Source organism: Streptomyces cavernae (assembly GCF_004023625.1).
Taxonomy (GTDB): Bacteria; Actinomycetota; Actinomycetes; order Streptomycetales; family Streptomycetaceae; genus Streptomyces; species Streptomyces cavernae.
Genome location: NZ_RPDJ01000034.1, coordinates 93,595 through 112,194, shown reverse-complemented (window position 1 = coordinate 112,194; position 18,600 = coordinate 93,595). Strand labels below are relative to the sequence as shown.

General features: G+C 68.7%; 18 protein-coding genes and 3 pseudogenes. 13 read left to right on the top strand and 8 right to left on the bottom strand.

The window, feature by feature from the left end:
* The first annotated feature begins 175 nt into the window (after window positions 1–175).
* Window positions 176–673: a transcription elongation factor GreA gene (gene greA / locus EF387_RS36240; RefSeq protein WP_128380852.1), complete on the top strand. Its 498-nt coding sequence runs from the start codon at window positions 176–178 to the stop codon at window positions 671–673.
* Window positions 674–843: 170 nt separating this feature from the next.
* Here the strand turns inward: greA and EF387_RS36235 are convergent, their stop codons facing one another.
* The 3 genes from EF387_RS36235 to ilvA all read right to left on the bottom strand — a co-directional run bounded on the left by EF387_RS36235 (window position 844) and on the right by ilvA (window position 4,264).
* The gene (locus EF387_RS36235; protein ID WP_128380851.1) at window positions 844–1,701 is read right to left on the bottom strand and encodes an ABC transporter permease; all 858 of its coding nucleotides are present in this window, start codon (window positions 1,699–1,701) and stop codon (window positions 844–846) included.
* Window positions 1,698–2,726 (bottom strand): ATP-binding cassette domain-containing protein, encoded by a 1,029-nt coding sequence (locus EF387_RS36230; RefSeq protein WP_128380850.1) that lies wholly within the window; start codon window positions 2,724–2,726, stop codon window positions 1,698–1,700. Before EF387_RS36230 ends, EF387_RS36235 begins: the two co-directional genes overlap by 4 nt.
* Before the next feature lie 308 nt (window positions 2,727–3,034).
* Window positions 3,035–4,264 carry a threonine ammonia-lyase gene (gene ilvA, locus EF387_RS36225; protein WP_128380849.1) on the bottom strand — a complete coding sequence of 410 codons (1,230 nt, stop codon included), beginning with the start codon at window positions 4,262–4,264 and terminating at the stop codon, window positions 3,035–3,037.
* A gap of 163 nt (window positions 4,265–4,427) precedes the next feature.
* Between ilvA and EF387_RS36220 the strand changes: the two genes are divergently transcribed.
* From EF387_RS36220 to EF387_RS36210, 3 genes are all read left to right on the top strand, one after another.
* On the top strand, window positions 4,428–4,922 hold the full coding sequence (locus EF387_RS36220; protein ID WP_202918481.1) for a MarR family winged helix-turn-helix transcriptional regulator: 495 nt from the start codon (window positions 4,428–4,430) through the stop codon (window positions 4,920–4,922).
* 750 nt (window positions 4,923–5,672) lie between these two features.
* Window positions 5,673–6,173: a sigma factor-like helix-turn-helix DNA-binding protein gene (locus tag EF387_RS36215; protein ID WP_128380848.1), complete on the top strand. Its 501-nt coding sequence runs from the start codon at window positions 5,673–5,675 to the stop codon at window positions 6,171–6,173.
* Window positions 6,170–6,421 (top strand): hypothetical protein, encoded by a 252-nt coding sequence (locus EF387_RS36210; protein ID WP_128380847.1) that lies wholly within the window; start codon window positions 6,170–6,172, stop codon window positions 6,419–6,421. The genes EF387_RS36215 and EF387_RS36210 overlap by 4 nt, the downstream gene beginning before the upstream one ends.
* A gap of 192 nt (window positions 6,422–6,613) precedes the next feature.
* Here the strand turns inward: EF387_RS36210 and EF387_RS36205 are convergent, their stop codons facing one another.
* Window positions 6,614–7,768, bottom strand: a complete 1,155-nt coding sequence (locus EF387_RS36205) for a cystathionine gamma-synthase (protein WP_128380846.1) — start codon at window positions 7,766–7,768, stop codon at window positions 6,614–6,616.
* A 450-nt stretch (window positions 7,769–8,218) separates the two neighbouring features.
* Between EF387_RS36205 and EF387_RS36200 the strand changes: the two genes are divergently transcribed.
* From EF387_RS36200 to EF387_RS36185, 4 genes and pseudogenes are all read left to right on the top strand, one after another.
* On the top strand, window positions 8,219–9,337 hold the full coding sequence (locus EF387_RS36200) for a hypothetical protein (RefSeq protein WP_128380845.1): 1,119 nt from the start codon (window positions 8,219–8,221) through the stop codon (window positions 9,335–9,337).
* 348 nt (window positions 9,338–9,685) lie between these two features.
* On the top strand, window positions 9,686–10,354 hold the full coding sequence (msrA, locus tag EF387_RS36195) for a peptide-methionine (S)-S-oxide reductase MsrA (RefSeq protein ID WP_128380844.1): 669 nt from the start codon (window positions 9,686–9,688) through the stop codon (window positions 10,352–10,354).
* A gap of 139 nt (window positions 10,355–10,493) precedes the next feature.
* The gene (locus EF387_RS36190; RefSeq protein ID WP_128380843.1) at window positions 10,494–10,685 is read left to right on the top strand and encodes a hypothetical protein; all 192 of its coding nucleotides are present in this window, start codon (window positions 10,494–10,496) and stop codon (window positions 10,683–10,685) included.
* 142 nt (window positions 10,686–10,827) lie between these two features.
* Window positions 10,828–10,983: pseudogene (locus tag EF387_RS36185) on the top strand (DUF4291 family protein); the annotation flags it as partial.
* A 62-nt stretch (window positions 10,984–11,045) separates the two neighbouring features.
* Here EF387_RS36185 and EF387_RS36180 read toward each other — a convergent pair.
* Window positions 11,046–11,672: a hypothetical protein gene (locus EF387_RS36180; protein ID WP_128380841.1), complete on the bottom strand. Its 627-nt coding sequence runs from the start codon at window positions 11,670–11,672 to the stop codon at window positions 11,046–11,048.
* A gap of 62 nt (window positions 11,673–11,734) precedes the next feature.
* Between EF387_RS36180 and EF387_RS36175 the strand changes: the two genes are divergently transcribed.
* Window positions 11,735–12,211 (top strand): hypothetical protein, encoded by a 477-nt coding sequence (locus tag EF387_RS36175; protein ID WP_238431895.1) that lies wholly within the window; start codon window positions 11,735–11,737, stop codon window positions 12,209–12,211.
* 168 nt (window positions 12,212–12,379) lie between these two features.
* Here the strand turns inward: EF387_RS36175 and EF387_RS36170 are convergent, their stop codons facing one another.
* The gene (locus tag EF387_RS36170) at window positions 12,380–14,440 is read right to left on the bottom strand and encodes a restriction endonuclease (RefSeq protein ID WP_202918476.1); all 2,061 of its coding nucleotides are present in this window, start codon (window positions 14,438–14,440) and stop codon (window positions 12,380–12,382) included.
* 260 nt (window positions 14,441–14,700) lie between these two features.
* Here EF387_RS36170 and EF387_RS36165 point away from each other — a divergent pair, with 260 nt between their 5' ends.
* Window positions 14,701–15,159: a DUF4291 domain-containing protein gene (locus EF387_RS36165; protein WP_128380840.1), complete on the top strand. Its 459-nt coding sequence runs from the start codon at window positions 14,701–14,703 to the stop codon at window positions 15,157–15,159.
* A 110-nt stretch (window positions 15,160–15,269) separates the two neighbouring features.
* On the opposite strand, the gene EF387_RS36160 is transcribed toward EF387_RS36165, so the two are convergent.
* Complete coding sequence (locus tag EF387_RS36160) at window positions 15,270–15,671, bottom strand: DUF5958 family protein (RefSeq protein WP_128380839.1); 402 nt, start codon at window positions 15,669–15,671, stop codon at window positions 15,270–15,272.
* Between the two features lie 162 nt (window positions 15,672–15,833).
* Between EF387_RS36160 and EF387_RS48770 the strand changes: the two are divergent.
* A pseudogene (locus EF387_RS48770) lies at window positions 15,834–15,988 on the top strand (DUF4291 family protein); the annotation flags it as partial.
* A gap of 92 nt (window positions 15,989–16,080) precedes the next feature.
* Here the strand turns inward: EF387_RS48770 and EF387_RS36150 are convergent.
* Window positions 16,081–16,365 carry a hypothetical protein gene (locus EF387_RS36150; RefSeq protein ID WP_128380838.1) on the bottom strand — a complete coding sequence of 95 codons (285 nt, stop codon included), beginning with the start codon at window positions 16,363–16,365 and terminating at the stop codon, window positions 16,081–16,083.
* A gap of 218 nt (window positions 16,366–16,583) precedes the next feature.
* On the opposite strand from EF387_RS36150, the pseudogene EF387_RS48765 reads away from it, so the two are divergent.
* Both EF387_RS48765 and EF387_RS36140 read left to right on the top strand, forming a co-directional pair.
* Window positions 16,584–16,700, top strand: a pseudogene (locus EF387_RS48765) (DUF4291 family protein); the annotation flags it as partial.
* 408 nt (window positions 16,701–17,108) lie between these two features.
* A complete protein-coding gene (locus EF387_RS36140; protein WP_128380836.1) occupies window positions 17,109–18,299 on the top strand; it encodes an alginate lyase family protein in 1,191 nt (396 codons plus the stop codon).
* The last annotated feature ends 301 nt before the right edge of the window (window positions 18,300–18,600 follow it).

Here is an 18,600-nt window from a genome sequence, read left to right as displayed (position 1 = left end):
CTCACAGGTCGCTCATGTCACGTACACGCTGACCAGCGTCGACGTAATTCTGGTGGCTTATGTCCTCCCCCTTCGGGCCGGGAATTGTTAGGCTCGTGGTTTCGCCCACCCGTGAAGGAACATTCTTCTGGGTAGGGCGATGCTTTGTATTTCCCAGTACCGACGAGGAGCACCTGTGACCCAGACCAGCGAGAACGTCACCTGGCTGACCCAGGAGGCGTACAACCAGCTCAAGGCCGAGCTGGAGTACCTGTCTGGTCCTGCGCGCACGGAGATCGCCGCCAAGATCGCGGCCGCGCGCGAGGAGGGCGACCTGCGCGAGAACGGCGGGTACCACGCGGCCAAGGAGGAGCAGGGCAAGCAGGAGCTCCGTGTGCGCCAGCTGACCCAGCTCCTGGAGAACGCCAAGGTCGGCGAAGCTCCGGCGGCGGACGGCGTGGTGGCACCGGGCATGGTCGTGACCATCGCCTTCGACGGTGACGAGGACGACACCCTCACCTTCCTCCTCGCCTCGCGGGAGTACGCGAGCTCCGACATCGAGACGTACTCGCCGCAGTCTCCACTGGGCACGGGCGTGAACGGCAAGAAGGTCGGCGAGGACGCGCAGTACGAGCTCCCGAACGGCAAGTTCGCCTCCGTGAGGATCCTCAAGGCCGAGCCTTACCAGGGCTGAGGCCCCCCGCCCGCGTTCTGGACGGGCCCCCGGCGCGGGCGCGCCGGGGGCCTCGTCGTGCCGGGGCACGCCGGGCTCAGTCCGGGGTCATTCCGGGTCACCCCTCGTGCCCGGGTCACCCCTCGCTCACCCCTCGTGCCCCGGGTCACCCCTTGTGCCCGGGAGGTGCGTCACGCCGTCGCCGAGCGGTACTTGCGTACTGCCAGGGTCCGGAAAAGGACGACGATCAGAACCGAGTAGATCAGCGAGGCCCACACGGGATGCTGCATCGGCCAGGCGTCCGACTGCGAGACGCCCGGGTTGCCGAACAGCACTCGGCACGCCTGCACCGTGGCGCTGAAGGGGTTCCAGTCGGCGATATGCCGCAGCCAGGGCGTCATATTGCTGCTGTCCACGAAAGCGTTGGAGATGAACGTGACCGGGAAGAGCCAGATCAGTCCGCCGGACGTGGCCGCCTCGGGGGTGCGCACGGACAGGCCGATCAGCGCGCCGATCCAGGTGAACGCGTAGCCGAGGAGAAGTAGCAGACCGAAGGCGCCGAGCACCTTGCCGGCGTTGGTGTCGCCGTCCGATCCGACACGCCAGCCCACCAGCAGTGCGACCACCGCGAGGACCAGCAGGGTCAGCGCGGTCTGCACGAGGTCGGCCAGGGTGCGGCCGGTGAGTACCGCACCGCGCGCCATGGGCAGCGAACGGAAGCGGTCTATGAGCCCCTTGTGCATGTCGTCGGCGATACCCGCGCCGGCACCCGCGGTCGCGAAGGTGACCGTCTGCGCGAAGATGCCCGCCATCAGGAAGTTGCGGTAGTCGGCGGGACTGGTGCTGCCGCCGATCTGCATGGAGCCGCCGAAGACGTACGAGAACAGCACCACGAACATGATCGGCTGAATCAGCCCGAAGATCACCATTTCGGGGATTCGGGACATCCTGATCAGATTGCGTTTTGCCACGACCAGGGAGTCCCGGACGGACCGGCCGAAGGCCCCCTGGGGCGCCGTGGACCGCACGGTGTCAGTGACGGCACTCACTCGGAGGCCCCCTTTCCGGCCTTGCGGCCCTTCGTGTCACCGGCCGCGCCGTCCGCCGCGTCCGCGCCGTTGCTGTCGTCCTTGATCTCGGCCGCGTGACCGGTGAGGGAGATGAAGACGTCGTCGAGGGTGGGACGACGCAGTCCTATGTCGTCGATCTCGATACCGCGGGCGTCGAGCTCCCGGATGATCTCCGCGAGCAGCTTGGCACCCCCGGTCACCGGCACCGTGAGCTTGCGGGTGTGGTCCTCGACGGTGGTCTCGCCCTTGCCGAAGCCCTGGAGGATCTCCGTCGCCGTGACGATGTGCTCGCGGTCGTGCACCACCACCTCGACACGCTCGCCGCCGGTGCGCGCCTTGAGCTGGTCGGCGGTGCCGCGGGCGATCACCTTGCCGTGGTCGACGACGCAGATCTCGTGCGCCAGATGGTCGGCCTCTTCGAGGTACTGGGTGGTGAGCAGCAACGTCGTACCGCCGGAGACCAGCTGCTTGATGACCTCCCACAGCTGCTGGCGGTTGCGCGGGTCGAGGCCCGTCGTCGGCTCGTCCATGAACATGACCGGCGGGGAGACGACGAGGGCCGCGGCCAGGTCGAGCCGGCGGCGCATACCGCCGGAGTACGTCTTCGCGGGCCGGTCGGCGGCGTCCGCGAGGTTGAACTGCTCCAGCAGCTCGCCCGCCCGCTCCTTCGCCGCCTTTGCCTTCATCTGGTAGAGCTGGCCGACCATCTGGAGGTTCTCGCGGCCCGTCAGATATTCGTCCACGGCCGCGAACTGGCCGGACAGGCCGATGGAACGCCGCACCTCGTTCGGCTGTTTCAGCACGTCGATGCCCGCGACCACGGCCTTGCCGCTGTCGGGGCGCAGCAGGGTCGTCAGACAGCGGACCGTCGTGGTCTTTCCCGCGCCGTTCGGCCCGAGCAGGCCCAGCACGGTGCCCTCCGGGACGTCGAGGTCGACGCCGTCCAGAGCCCTTACATCACCGAAGGTCTTCACCAGGCCTTCGGCATAGATGGCGCCTGGCATGTTATTTCTCCACGTCGTTGGGGTCGTAGCGGTTCTTCGGAATCGGTGTGCACGGCGCGGGGGGAAGCGCAGAGTACACGGCGCATCCGGCACACCGGACATGTGTGGCGCGATACACACCATAACGCGATGTATCGCGTTCCCTCAAGCGGTTCTCCCCACCGGATCAGACGGGCCCGCATGATCAAGCCCCGTGATCGGCAACACGCCTCACGGCAAAGGCCGACCGGCAGCATGCCGCGCCGGGCAGGTGCGGTGCGACCCATTTACCGGTCGTCGGGGCCGAGGGACGGAATGACGCCGCGAGGTCAGCCGATGACGGTGTAACCCGCCTCGCGCAGCGCCGCGCCGACCTCCACGCAGTGCTCCGGGCCCTTCGTCTCCAGATGCAGCTCCACCTCCGCCTCCGTGAGCCCGAGCCGCGGATCGGTCCGTACATGGCTCACGTCGAGGACGTTAGCGTCCACCACTGACAACACCCCCAAAAGCGTCGCGAGGGCGCCCGGACGGTCCGTCAGCCGAAGACGAACCGCCAGGTAGCGGCCCGCGGCGGCCATGCCGTGCCGCAGGACGCGCTGCATCAGCACCGGGTCCATGTTGCCGCCGGACAGCACCGCGACCACCGGCCCCTCGAAGGCCCCCGGCTCGCTCAGCAGCGCCGCGACCGGGCTCGCGCCGGCCGGCTCGACGACCAGCTTGGCCCGCTCCAGACAGTGCAGCAGCGCGCTGGACAGCTCGTCCTCGGAAACCGTACGGACCTCGTCGACCAGCTCGCGGACGATCCCGAACGGAACATCGCCGGGGCGCCCGACCTTGATGCCGTCCGCCATGGTCACCGGGTTCCCGACCGACACCGGCCGCCCCGCCGCCAGCGAAGGCGGATACGCGGCGGCACCCGCCGCCTGCACCCCCACGATTCGCACGTCCGGCCGCAGCGCCTTCACCGCGACCGCGACACCCGCGGCGAGCCCGCCGCCGCCGACCCCGACGACGATCGTGCCCACCTCCGGGCACTGCTCCAAGATCTCCAGACCCACCGTGCCCTGGCCCGCGATGATGTCCGGGTGGTCGAAGGGGTGGATGAACACCGCGCCCGTCTCCGCCGCGTACTCCTGCGCCGCGGCGAGCGTCTCGTCCACCACCTGCCCGTGCAGCCGCACCTCCGCCCCGTACTCACGCGTCGCGGCGATCTTCGGCAGCGGCGCGGCCGAGGGCATGAAGACGGTGGAATGCACACCGAGCAGCGAGGAGGCGAGCGCCACTCCCTGCGCGTGGTTGCCGGCGCTCGCCGCGACGACTCCGGCCGCGCGCTCCTCCGGCAGCAGACCGGAGATCCGCACATAGGCGCCACGCAGCTTGAAGGAGCCGGTCCGCTGAAGGTTCTCGCACTTGAAGTGCACCGGGGCGCCCACCAACCGGGACAGATGCCTGCTGCCCTCCAGCGCGGTCATCCGCGACACGCCCGAGAGCATCTTCTGGGCGCCGCGCACGTCGTCGAGTGTCACCGTCGGCCGGACGGCGGCCGTGCTGTAACTCATGACGTCAAGTCTCTCAGTTCACACCCCGCCACTCCGGGTGTGACCACGGGCCGAGACCCGGTTTCCCCAGCGCCCGCACGGCCTGCCTCCCCGCCGCGTACTCTGTCCCCCAACCAGCACCCACGCATGAAGTGAGCCCCCGGCCATGCCCACAACACCCGAAATGTCGATGGACATGACGACCGTCGGTGACACCGGTCTCCTCGACACGCTGCAGCACGAGGTGGCGGTCTTCGCCCGCCGTGCCGAACAGACCCGGCTGGGCGGTGTCGGCCAGGTGCGCAACTCCATGGACCGCGCCGCGTATCTGCTGCTCAACCGCCTCGACAAAGAAGGCCCGATGGGCGTCAAGGCGCTGGCCGCGAGCATGGGCATCGACTCCTCGACGGTCACCCGCCAGGTGGCACCGCTCGTCGACACCGGACTCGTCAAGCGCACCTCGCACCCCGAGGACGGACGCGCCGTGGTGCTCCAGCTCTCCCCCCGAGGCCTCTCCCGACTGGAGGAGGTCCGTTCGTCGCGGCGCCAATTGATGGCCGAATTGACCCACGACTGGGCACCCGAGGAGCGCGAGGCATTCTGCACGCTCCTGACGCGCTTCAACAGCGCACTCTCCGCACGGCAGGCGGCCCAGGGGGAGACACCGACCCCGTCGTGACCGCCGACACGGCGGGCGAGCCTCTCAGAGGCCGCGGGCCTCGACCCGGTGCACCGGGGCTCCGGCAACTCTCCCGCCATCCGGCGGATTTCCGGCTATCCGGCAGCCTCCCCGCCACCCGGCAAATCTCCCTCCACCCGGCAGCCTCCCCGCCACCCGGCAAATCTCCCTCCACCCGGCACCCTCCCCGCCACCCGGCAGATCTCCCTCCACCCGGCAGCCTCCCCGCCACGCGGCAGATCTCCCGCCGCCCGGCAGCCTTCCCGCGTTCCCGCCTCTCGGTCTTCCCGCTGTCCGGTCTTCCCGCTGTCCGGGCAACTTCGGGGGCGACCGCCCCGCTACCCCGGCAAAGTTCGCGCCTCCCGTGCGCCGGACGGGCCGTCCGCTTCCCGCTCCCGACAGAGTGTCCGCCCTCCCCGGCGACCTTCCCGCCCGCCGACCGGCCTTTCCCCTGGCCTTACGCCACGAGCAACCTCCCGCCCTCCGGCACCCCTTCCCACCTCGCGAGCAGCTTTCCCGCCCTCCCGGGCGACCTTTCCCCCAGCCCTCCGGCACGCCATCTCGCCGTGCCCGAGCGTGGTTCGCCGCTTCGTCGACACGCCGTGGACACGCCGTGGGCACCCGGCAGCGACAGCAGCGGGTGCCGGGCTCTTGACCCGGGGGCCGCGCTCGGTCTCATATGAGACCGGGCCCGTCATCCACCCAAGGGCCCTGGTTTCGCTCAGGGGTCACCCTCAGGCGGGAGGCGCGGTGCGAGAACGGCATGCGTCCCAAGGCGCCCGCAGGGCCCGGGAGTTCGAGGCGTTCGTCGCGGGCGCGGCCGGGCGGCTGCTGCATGCCGCCACACTGCTGACCGCGGAACCTCCGCACGACAACCCGCACGCGCGGCGCCTGCTGACCCTGGCCCTCGCCCACACGTACGCGTCCTGGAACCGGCTGCGCGGCGAGGACCCGTACGACACCGCCCGCCAGTACCTCGCCGTCCGCTTCGCCCGCGGCGCCTGGCACCACTACGGCACCCTCAGCCGGTTCCGCCCGAAGCAGCCCGGGGGCGCACTGGCCGTGCTCTCGCCCCAGGAGCGGCTGATCCTCGTCCTGCGGATCTACGAAGGCGTGGCCGAGGAACAGACCGCGGCACTGCTCGGACTGCCCGTGGAACGCGTCCGCTCGATCTGCGACCGCGCCTCGGCGACCCTGCTGCATCCCCCGAGGAAACCCGCCCCCGCCGTCGCGAAGGTGGCCCCATCATGAGCAGGACGACCCGCCGGGAGGCCGCCGTACGCGAACTCCTGGAAGGCCCCGTACCAGGCGTCCCGCCGGAGCTGTACGCGGACGTGGTCCGCCGGGGCAACCGCATGCTGCGCCGCCGGACCACACTGCGCCGACTGCTGTGGCTGCTGCTGCTCGCGGCGGCGGTGGCCTTCACGGTGTGGGCGTCGGTGGCGCGTCCCTGGGTGGCGCCACCGTCCGAGACCACGCCACCGCTCACCGGATGGTGAACCGCCCTTCTTGTGGCCTGACCGGACGGGACGGAACCGGACGGGACACGGGACCGGACCGGCCTGGTCAGAAAGGTCAGGTCGGCCGGGTCGAGTCGGGTCGCTGTCGGGTCGGGTCGGGTCGGGTCGGGTCGGGTCGGGTCGGGTCGGGTCCGGAACGGTCGGGGGAGGTCCCGGAATTGCCCGGAATCGCTAGCCCAAGGCCTGCTGAAGGTCCTCGAGGAGGTCGTCGACGTTCTCGATGCCGACGGAGAGGCGTACCAGATCGGCGGGCACTTCCAGCGCGGAACCGGCCGCGGACGCGTGCGTCATGCGCCCGGGGTGCTCGATCAGCGACTCGACGCCGCCCAGCGACTCACCGAGGGTGAACACCTTGGCGCGGTTGCAGACCTCGACGGCCGCCTCCTCGCCGCCCTCCACCTGGAAGGACACCATCCCGCCGAACGTCCTCATCTGCTTGGCGGCGACCTCATGACCGAGGTGCTCCGGCAGTCCCGGGTACAGGACGCGCGTCACGCGCGCGTGCCGGCTGAGCATCTCGGCGACCTTGGCGGCGTTCTCACTGTGCCGGTCCATGCGCACGGAGAGCGTCTTGGTTCCGCGCAGCACCAGCCACGAGTCGAACGGCCCGGCGACCGCGCCCATCGCGTTCTGGTGGAACGCCAGTTCCTCGCCCAGTTCCTGGTCGCCGACGACGAGCGCGCCACCGACGACGTCCGAGTGACCGCCCATGTACTTGGTCAGCGAGTGCACCACGACGTCCGCGCCGAGCGCGAGCGGCTGCTGCAGGTACGGGGTCGCGAAGGTGTTGTCGACGACGAGCCGCGCACCCGCGTCGCGCGCGATCTGGGCGACCGCGGCGATGTCGGTGATGCCGAGGAGCGGATTGGAGGGGGTCTCCACCCAGACGGCCTTGGTCTTCGGGGTGAGGGCGGCCCGTACGGCGTCGGGGTCGCTGGTGTCGGCGACGGACCATTCCACGCCCCACCGCGAGACGACCTTCGCGAAGAGGCGGAACGTACCGCCGTACGCGTCATTGGGGATGACGACGTGGTCCCCCGGGCTGAGCAGCGTACGCAACAGGCAGTCCTCGGCCGCCAGTCCGGACGCGAACGCGAGCCCGCGGCGCCCGCCCTCGAGGGCGGCGAGGTTCTCCTCCAGGGCGGTGCGGGTGGGGTTGGCGCTGCGGCTGTACTCGTAGCCGCCGCGCAGCCCGCCCACGCCGTCCTGCTTGTAGGTCGAGACCTGGTAGATCGGCGGGACGACGGCGCCGGTGAGGGGATCGGCCGTGTTGCCCGCGTGGATCGCCAGGGTTTCGAAGTGCTGGCTGATGTGCCTGTCGCTCATGGGCTCCGAGGGTAATGCGCCGGGCGGCTCGGTGAGGGCGGACCGGGTGTGACGGTTGCCGTGGCGGGCCGCGGCGCGACGACGGGGGCGGCGGCGCAGTCACCGGCACCGGCAGCGGCGTCGCGGGCTGGACGGGTTCCGCGGCCCGGTCCGCCGTCGGCCGCGACCGACCGCCGGGAGCGGGCCCACCGGTCCGCGTCGGTCCCCCGGCCGACGGCCGAGGCAGGCCCATCGACCCACCGCCTCGCCGACCCGGGCCCACCAGCCCCGTGCCCCGCTGGCCCGGCCCCCACCAGTCCGTCGGCCCACCAGTCCGTCGGCCCACCGTTCCGTCGGCCACCAGTCCGTCGGCCCGTCGGCCCACCGCCCGTGACCAACCGGCCCGCCGCTCACGGAGCGGTCCCTCAACCAGGTTGGCCAAATGTCAGACCCGTCTGGTTCGCTTGTGGCATGGAGATTCTCTGGGCCCTGTTCGCACTACTGATGATCTTCGCGATCGCCGGCCCCGTCATGCTGCGCCGGCGCGGCGGCATCCGGCTCGTCTCGGCCGGCGATCCGGACGCGGCGGACCCGGCGAACTACGGCTTCCTGCGCCAGGAGGAGCTTGACATCCGCATGCCCGGCCCCGACGAGGACCTCCTGGAGGTGCTTGACCTGGTGCAGCGCACTCAGGACCACCGCGCGGCGTCTCAACTGCTGGCGGGCACCGAAGCGGCGGGCGAGCAGCGCTGGCAGCGGGTGCAGGCCTTCGCGGGCGCGGCCTCGCTGGAGCTGCAGCGGCGGCCCGGCGGCGTCGGTGAGAGCCCCGGTGGGCAGTGGCTGCGGGTGTGGCGGGCCGAGGCACCCAAGGACGCGGGCGGTGCGGCGGTGCACGCGGAGTTCCTGGTGCAGCAGGCGTGGCGCACGTCGACGCCCGGGACGGACGAGTTCCGGATCATCATGGAGGAGGCGAAGGCGGCGTGCGCGGATGCCGCGCTGCTGGCCCCCGGCGACCCGATCCCGTACATCATCGAACTCTCCGTGGCCCGCGGACTCGCCTACCCCCAGGCGGAGTTCGAGAAGCTCTGGCTGAAGATCCTGGACCGCGACCCGACGCACATGGGGGCGCATCTGGCGGCGCTGCACTACTGGTGCGAGAAGTGGCACGGCTCGCGAGAGCTGGCGTACTCCTTCGCGGAGGCGGCGGCCGCCCGCGCTCCGGAGGGCTCGCTCCTGGCCGCGATGCCGCTCTTCGCGGTCTTCGAGCACCTCCCCGAGGTCAACCTGGTCAGGGGCTTCTACGAGAGCGAGGTCGTCACCAAGGCGGTGCACGGCGCGCTGTACGCGGTGCACTCGGCCCGTCCGGACGACCCGATGCTGGCCCACGTCCGCCATCTGCTGGTCTTCTTCCTGGTCCGCAGCGAGCGCTGGGCCGAGGCCATGCACCAGCTGGTCGACGTGGACGGCCACGTCGGGGCCCTCCCCTGGACCCTGAGCCCCGACCCGGCGGCGGAGTACGCGATATACCGCGCCCTGGCGGTGGCGGGCTACGAGGCCAACGGCGGCAGCCCGGCAACGCTGCCGCGCTGACGCCACTCGGGACCGAGCCGGAAGAGGCCCGGGAGCGACCCCGGAGCCAGAAGTGACCGCAGCCCAGGGCCGACGCCGGAGCGGGCCCGGAGCGCCCCCGGAACCAGAAGCTGACCGCAACCCAGGGGCCGCGGCGGGCTTGGCGGAGCCGCGCCGGAGCCTGTGCCACGAGCTTGCGTACCAGGTACGCCGCCGGTCCGCCCCCCGCGCCGGGCGACCCGGCCCCTACCGCCGCGCGCCCGCCCCGCCCGAAGCGCTCCCGGATCGGTCCCGGAGCGCTCCCGGAGCCGGAATGGGAAGAGGCGCCGATACGTTCTGCTGTACGGACGCCGAACGCCGAGGAGACGCATGTTCCTGCACAGTCGTACACCGCAACTGCCGACTCCGGAGCAGGCTCTGCGCGGCCGCGAGGTGCCGACGTTCCCGGTGCCGGAGCGCCACACGGTCCTCGGTACGCCGCTGCTGGGCCCCTACCCCCAGGGCCTGGAGATCGCCGACTTCGGCCTGGGCTGCTTCTGGGGTGCGGAACGCAAGTTCTGGCAGCTCCCACAGGGCGTGTGGACCACTTTGGTCGGCTACCAGGGCGGCTACACCCAGCACCCCACCTACGAGGAGGTCTGCTCCGGCCTGACCGGTCACACGGAGGCGGTGCGCGTGGTCTACGACCCGTCGAAGATCTCCTACGAGCGCCTCCTGCAGGTCTTCTGGGAGTCCCACGACCCCACCCAGGGCTTCCGCCAGGGCAACGACGTGGGCACCCAGTACCGCTCCGCGATCTACGCCCACACTCCGGCCCAGGCGAAGACGGCCCAGGCATCCCGGGAGGCTTACCAGAAGGTCCTGACGGCATCGGGCTACGGCACGATCACCACGGAACTCCTCCCGGCCGAGGGCCGCACCTTTTATCCGGCCGAGGGCTACCACCAGCAGTACCTCGACAAGAACCCCGCGGGTTACTGCGGGCTGGGCGGGACCGGGGTGTCCTGCCCGATCGGCGTGGCGCCGGCAGATGGCTGAGCCCCTCTCTCAACAGGCTACGGAGACGTTGAGGGCGCTGCTGACCGGCACAGACCCGGTGAGTAGCGCCCTTCGCGCTCAGATCCCACGCACGCAGGTGGGGAGCAGGTGCGGTTGCGGCTGTGCGACCGTCGACCTGGTGGTGGACCGCACCGCAGTGCCACCGGCACCGGCGCACGACAATCCGGCTGCAGATGCCTGGTATGTGGCACCGGAGGACGCCGGGGCCATGGTGTTCACACAAGATGGCTATCTCTCGCTCCTGGAGATCTACTCGACCTCCAGCGAACCGATCACCGATTGGCCGGAGCCCCGCTTCGTCGAGCGCTGAGCTGCGGGAGCGCGGCCACGAATCCGCGCCCTGATCAAGCGAGTGCAAGCCACCACAGGGGGCCGAGGGCTGAGGACCCCGGCCGTTGATGCGTTCGAAAAATCAATGGCCGAGGGGAATCGGGGGCTTCACCCTGTACGCCATGAAAGAACCGCAACGCGGGATCCGCGCCCTCCACACGGCGTCCACGATCACCGTCTACCAGGCGTACTCCCCGGATATCGGCCTGCCCGCCGCGCGCGAGGGCCGGTTCCCCGCCGCGTGGAAGCGGACTCGGATGACGTGGGTCATCAAGCCGCGTTCACAGACTCCGTCGGTGACCAAGGTGCATCGTGCCGTCCCGGTGACGTAGATGGACCTTCACGGTTCTCTCGAAGGTCCGGCTCGTTGGGCTTGCCAGAGGGATCGCAGTGTGGCGACCGCTCGTTGCGCTGCCTCGCGGCGCTCGGGACGCGGTGCGAGGATCCTTGGGCCGGCCAGGTCCCGACCGCTGAGTGACCGGGCGGGGACGGCGGTCCAGTCGGCTCGGTCCACGACAGCGACGTGTCCGTTCTCGTGCGCCGCTTCGTCCTGCCAGTCGTCGGGCGGTGCCATGAGGAGACGCAGCGACCGTGCGTCGAGCCACTCCAGTCCCAGAACCTGACGGCCGAACTCGTTTTCGATGAGAGAAGTTACCGCGCCCGATTTCAGGTGCAGAAGTAGTAGCTCCCCCTCGAAGAAGTAGCCACCGTCGTACCTACCGGTACCTATCGCGAGCAGCGGATGCCGGGGATGGAAGGCCAGTGCGTGGACGGGGAAGCGTGAGTGGATGAACGCGCGGCGGTCGAAGGAACGACTGCCGTAGACCGCGACCGGCGTAGCTTTGTCGTGTGCATCCGTGCCTGCCACAGCCACAAGGTCACGCTGCTCGTAGTGGGCAACCAAGACCGGGTCACCGACTCCAAGGAAGGCCCAGCCATCGGGGGGATGTTCGTTGGAGGCTGCCATGCCGTGATCTTCTCAACTGCCCGGCTTCGCGCGGTAGCCCGCCAAAGCGAGATCATGAAGAGGTGACGAAGCAGATCAAGAGGACAGCGGAGCGATCAGTCCGCTCCCGACGAGAAGGCATGGCGATGGACGAAGACGAGAGCATGCACCGCTACGGCCTACACCCCACAGGCGCGGACCTCGACGAAGTGCGAGACCTGCTCACCGCACAGATCCGGCTGGAGAATCGTGCGCAGGGGGACGGCGACACGGAGCTGATGAAGCTGTGCTGCGTGCAGTTGTTCAACGCCGGGGTGATTGACGACGTACCGCTCATCTGGCAGGCCAAAACCGCCAGCATGGACGCGGACGGCTCGATCGACATCCAGCTGTTGTGCGGAAGCGGATTGGTCAGGACCAAGTCGTTCCTGTCGGGCCAGCGGCTGCCCGAAGCCGAAGCGGCGCTGCAACGGCTGATCCGCTGCGAAGCGGCCGGCGACTTCGATTACTTCTCCACCAAGGGACACTCCGCCTGGTACGCCGCCTACTACGCACCCTGACGCGCGAGGCCGCCCCTTCACTCCGGCAGTTGCTCGTCGACGAACAACCTCCAAGGAGCCCCCGGCCGGAGGCCATCGACAAAAGGTCTGCGAGCAAGGCTTGACATGGGTCATCAAGCCGTGTTCACAGCCCTATCCATGGTGCTAGCAGCAGGACCTCAGGCACAACTACTCCACCACGATGCCGAAGTCCTGGACCAGTTCCTCCAGACCGCCTGTGTAGCCCTTGCCGCCGAGTACGAAGTCCCAGTCGCCATTGGACCTTCGGCGGAAGGAGCCGAGTACCAAGGCAGTCTCATGCGGCCGGCCGTCTGAGACCTCAAGTCGTCCCAGCTCGACCATGCCGGGATCGAGCAGCCGGATGCAGGCATCCGTGAAGCCGGACAGATCGGCGTCCGGATTGACCTCTGGGTCGATGGCGGCCACGAGCACGAACCGGTCAGCCGTAGCCGGCAACCCGTCGAAGGACACGCAGATCGCGGCCTTGTCCGGCGCGGCAGCGGGAAGAGCGCGCACTGAGCCGTCCGGGGTCTGTGGGTTGTTGAAGAACACGAAGTGATCATCACTGAGGACCCGGTTGCCGCGACAGACGAGAGCACACACGTCCAAGGCAACGCTTCCAGTCCATGACATGCCCAGGACGTTGTAGTCGTCGGGCAATCGAGTATCCCGACTCGACGGTGTCGGCTGCGCTGCGGCTTGGCGGCCACCCTCACCCAGTCGCCCACGCAGTCCATGACGATGCAGCAGGTCGACGAGCTCAGCGCCCGAGATGAGTTCCAGCGGTTTGCCGTTGGCGAAGGTGTGGGAGCCAGGACCGAACCCTGACGTCGTCACGAGGACACCCTTATTGGCGCCGGCGTCCTGCACAGTCCCATACAAGTCTCGTACGGCGGTGGGGGGCACCGTGTTGCGGTAACGCTTCACCTGTACGACGATCTTGCCGCCTCGGATCGGCGTCGGATCCAGCGCGTCGACGTCCACACCTCCGTCGTTCGAGCGTTGGGTCGTCACCGCCTGCATTCCCATGGCCCGGAAAAGATCGGCAACCAGATCCTCGAAGGCAACCGGATCCATGCCATACAGGTCCGGCTCATCATCACTGCCGTGGGCTACGACGCGGTTTCCGACATCTTGCGGGCGCCGGCTTGGTCGTACTGGTGTGAGTTGGTCCGGCCGAGTCGAGAGCTGCCCTCGCAGTGCGTCCGCCAGACAACTGCCTGCATCCACCTGTGCCAGGTGCAGATCACGGAAAGACGAGCGCGACGCCATGACAGTAGCGAGGAAGATGTTGCCCGGTCTGCCCGTCGTAGGGTCATGGCCGTCCACGAACCCGTTCAAGGTCACCGACTCAAGGGTGCCCAGCTCATCTGCGGCGAAGAGTTCGTGCAGTACGAGCAGCATGCACTGCGCGAGCACCTCCCTGTACAGGGCTCGGCGCTGGCCTACCGGCCGGGGGGTCTCCTTGTCCTGATCGGTCCCAGACATGTACCGAACGGACTTGACCTCAGGGACGATGCCGAAGGCGGGCAACTCCCAGTCCAGGACCAACTGTCGGGCTGCTGGGTCGTAGGCTGCCGCAACCTGACGCGGGAATCCTTCAGGCCATGCCGTTGAGGCGTAGAGAGCGGCGGAGAAGTACTCGACCACGGCATCGGGATCTCGGCGCCTTACACCTTCGACTACAGCCGCAACGCCAGCATTGTGGGCACGTACCTCGGCCAGCTGGGAATCGGCCCACTGCTGGTACTCCCGCTGGTACGACGCCAGCTGTTGCTGCCGGTGAGCCTCTGCCGCCTGGGCAGCTTGCCAGTCCCGCTCGAAGCGCGCGCGTGCTTCGGCCTGCGCTTGGGCCCGGCGACTCGCAGTCCAACCACTGTGCGTCTGGTACTGATTGAAATCTGGCATGGGAACGGGCTGCGCGAGCGGTCCCGGAGCGAAGGGCTGGAGCTCCTCCGGTCGCATGAGCGAGGAAGCCCTGAAAGCTGGGGCCTGACAGCCCGAGGCGAGTAGGCCTTGTAGTGACGCCACCTGTGCGTCCAGCTCCTCTGTGCGACGTAGCGCCTCTGCCTGTCTGTACTCGCGGTGGCTCTGGGTGGCTCGCCGCTGGTAGGCCCGTGCTTGCTGTGCTTCGTGTCTCCGCTGTCTGGCTTCGGCTTCCAGCTGGCGCTGCTGCTGACGTTGCATCTCAGCCCACACGCCGACAAAACCAGTAGAGCGACGACTCATGTGCTGCAGGCCCTCCCCAGGACGTCGGCAGCCGAAAGGCACCTTGGTTGTCCCCACAACCAGTTGTAATCAGACGACTCTATCGAGCAATTGCCGTCTCGCCTATCCACTCGTCAAAAGGCAACTCGCGCGACCATCCCTGCAGGTCAAGTGACTGAAGAGTAGCTAACGTTGTACCGAGCGGCAGTGCTCAAGTGGTCGCCCTTCGCAACGTTTGTCCCGCTGGGTGTGTCAGCCGCAAAAAGGTCTGCGAGCAAGGCTTGACGTGGATCAAACCGTCGTTCCTGTGGATGATGTACCGATGCGGCTGGGGCGCCAAGGCAGGTCAGGAGACCGTCCTCGCTGTCGAGATCAGCCGTGACGGCTTCGAGTGGGCGCTGCGCCACGCGTGTCTGTCCAGCTACACCCGCGGCGTACACCCTGACCGAGCCACCTGGCAGCGTCAATTGAAGCGTGCGCCCACCCGCGTGCAATGGGACCCCGAGCGGGACCTGCACCTCCAGCCCCTGCCGTACCGGTCCCTGCAACTCGGCCTCTCCGGTGAGGCCGCACGACGGTACGCGGACGAGTGGACGATCGCCATCCGCGACGTGACCCCACTCGCCCACGAGATCCAAGCCCTCGTCAGCGGTGGTCATCTGGACTCCGCCGCCCAACTGCTGCCCCAGGAAAGCCCCTATCCCCTTGGGGATGAACTCCTGACCCACCTCCGCGGATAACGGGGTGGCCCACCCGACAGCCGGCTCCCGGCCCATGGGGCACATGGCAGCACAGGCTCGCCGGAACCGGGGTGTCCTGCCCCACCGGTGTGGCCCTCGCAGAAGGCTGATCATGTAGCGGCTGGTCCGACCTCCGGGCGGGCGGCCAGCTGATGCCAGTCATGGCCACACCCGTCGGCGCAGTAGCGCTCGCGTCGACGCGTGTCCGCTATGGCGAACAGGGCGACCAGCAGGCGAAAGGCTCTGGCACGGTCGTAGGGCGGCAGGGCGGACATGTTCAGCCGCCATTTGGTCAGCATCACGGCCGGCGTGTAGGTCGGGCGTAACCCGGAGCGCGCGATGGCCTCCTCAGCATCCGCTTCCACGGCACGAGCCTGCAAGCAGAACTGCACCAACTCCCTCAGAACCAGACGCTGTTCATCCTCCACGAGAGCGGAAAACCACGCCGCGCCTTCTGACACTTGCCGAATCTCCTGGGCAAGCTCGTTGAGGATGACCTGACGCTCGTGCACGTTCCCCCCTCCGCGGCGAGGCAGCGACGTTTGAACCTCAGCCCTCCCCGATTGAACCAGGCAAGACGAAGGACCAAAGCGCGGATCATGACGCCGACCTGGCGGAACGACCGTGCCCTGCTCTCCGTCGACAGCGGGCTGCCGCAGTGGAAGCGGGACCGCGCATGCCCGACGAGCTACGTGCGCGGGGTGCACCCCGATCGCGCCACCTGGCAAGGCCAGTTGCAGCGTTCACCCGCTCGCATCCGGGGGACCCCGAGTGGGACCTGCGCCTGCAACCCCTGCCTTGCCGCTCGCTGCAACTCGGGCTCTCCGGCTGCTTCCCAAGGAGCGCTTCTACCTCGTCAGAGACGGGCGACTGACCCAGCTCCGTCCATTACGAGAAAGGCCCAGGGAGGCAGCCATGCTGTCATCCGGAAGCCACCACCTCGCCGGCCATGACCTCGGGAGGGTTGGGAAGCAGTGACGCAAGGTTGTCCCGCACGAAGTCCGCAGCTCTCGAGATCGATTCCTCGGCACCGGCCTGGTCCTGGAAGACGCTGGTCGAGACCATCACTCCGTCCCCGGCATCGATCCAGTAGTAGGCCACGAAGCCGGACACTTGGCGGATGAGCGGCACGAACCCCTCGTTCACGAGACGTGCCGCCTCGGCCGAATCGGTCACCCCTTCGTACCGCCGGACTGCTGCGTACATCCCCAAGCTCCTCACGGCGTTCTGGGTCCGTCGTTTGCTGAGACGTCGTACCCCTGCGACGGCTGTCTGGCTCATGAGGCGTCCGGCAATCACCTGAAGGGCCGCCTTGGGCACTCCGAACGGCGGCCGCTGCCCCCGACGCAAGGACCCGCACACACGAGTGGTGCAGCTGCGGCTGCGGCTGCGGCTGCGGCTGCGGCTGCGGCTGTGTGACCGTCGCGCTGCGCCACGCGTGTCCGTCGCGCTACGTCCGCGGGGTGCATCCTGACCGAGCCACCTGGCAGCGTCAGCTGAAGCGTGCGCCCGCTCGCGTGCAGTGGGACCCCGAGCGGGATGCCCCAGGAACACCTCCATCCCGTTGGAGACCAACTCCTTTCCCACCTACGGGGGCGACCGACTGGTGTCACCGCCGATCGGTGTGGCGTCGGCCGGAGGGTGATCACTCAACCCGCCCCGCGGACGCGCCGGTTGAGCGGACGAGACCGAGTCCTTGACCATCCGTCTGACCATCCATCTGAACGTCCGGTCGAAGGCCGGACGTCTGGCTTGATACAGCTGCGCACCGTGCCACACGCCAACGGAGCCCAACTCCGAGGAGTTGGGCTCCGTTGCTGTCCGGGACCGGTCCTCCGTGAACGGGTCGCACGCGTGTATTGACATGTACACAGGCATTCCTTATGGTCCAGGCCAATCTTTCCGCATTCGGAACTGCGTTCTCATTCGTGAACAGAAGAGGTCATCGGATGACACGAACCAGAACCGCCCTGCTGAGTGTTCTCGCCCTGCTGGCCGGCCTGCTGAGCCTTGAGCTCACCGGCCCGGCCCCGCGGGCATCGGCCGCACCGACCACCTTCACCCACCCAGGCGTGCTGGTGAGCCGGGCCCAGCTCGACTACGCCCGGTCAAAGGTGCAGGCCGGCCAACAGCCATGGAAGGCCGCCTACGACAACATGATGGCCAGCTCCTACGCTTCACTGTCGCGTACCGCCAAGCCGCGGGCCGTCGTGGAGTGCGGGTCGTCGTCCAACCCCAACCGCGGCTGCACCGACGAGCGTCAGGACGCCATCGCGGCCTACACCCAAGCGCTCGCCTGGTACTTCACCCGGGACGCCAGGTATGCCAAGAAGTCGATCGAGATCATGGACGCCTGGTCCGCCACCATCACCGATCACACCAACACCAACGCCCCGCTGCAGACCGGCTGGGCCGGGTCGACCTGGCCGCGCGCCGCCGAGATCATCAAGTACACCTACGACGGCGGCTGGCCGGGCGCGGGCCGCTTCGCGACCATGCTGCGCACCGTCTACCTGCCCGAGGTGATCAACGGCGCTGCGACCAAGAACGGCAACTGGGAACTGGTCATGACCGAGGCGGCGATCGGCATCTCGGTCTTCATCGAGGACCGCGCCAGCTACGACAAGGCGGTCAGCACCTACCTCGCCCGGGTTCCCGCGTACATCTACCTGACCAGTGACGGCGACCTGCCGAAGCCGCCGGCGGGCAGCAGCATCGACACCAGCGCCGAGATCATCAAGTACTGGCAGGGCCAGAGCACCTTCACCAACGGCCTCTCCCAGGAGACCTGCCGGGACTTCGGGCACACCGGCTGGGGCATCGCCTCCATAGCCGACGTCGCGGAGACCAGCCGCATCCAGGGTCAGGACCTCTATCCGAGGATCCAGGACCGGCTGCGCTACGCGCTGGGCTTCCACACCTCCTACGAGAACGGCACCGCCGTACCTTCCTGGCTGTGCGGCGGCTCGGTCAACAAGGGCCTCGACCAGGTCACGGAGGTCGGGTTCAACGCCCTCCAGAACCGCCTCGGGATCAGCATGTCCAACACCCAGAAGTACACCGAGGCACACCGGCCCTCCGGCACGGACAACTACTTCAACGCCTGGACGACCCTCACGCACGCCAACAATCCCAACTAAGGACCACGCCGACCACGCCGACCCCGCCCGGTCCCGCAAGGGCAGTACCTCGGCAGGATCCCTGCCGGTTCCTGCGGGCTGGGCTGGGCTGGGCTGGGCGGTACCGGCGTTGATGGGCGTGCGCGTCGGCGCTTCCACGGCGCTTCCACGGAACTGATCGCTCTCCCGGAGGGACCGCGGAAGTCCACCGAGTCGTGGGCCGACCTGTTGTCGGGCGACGACCTGAGGAACCCGCCCCAACAAGGGCATACCTCAACGGACTTACAAGCCCTGGCAGTTGCTCATAGGACGGCGCCGGTGA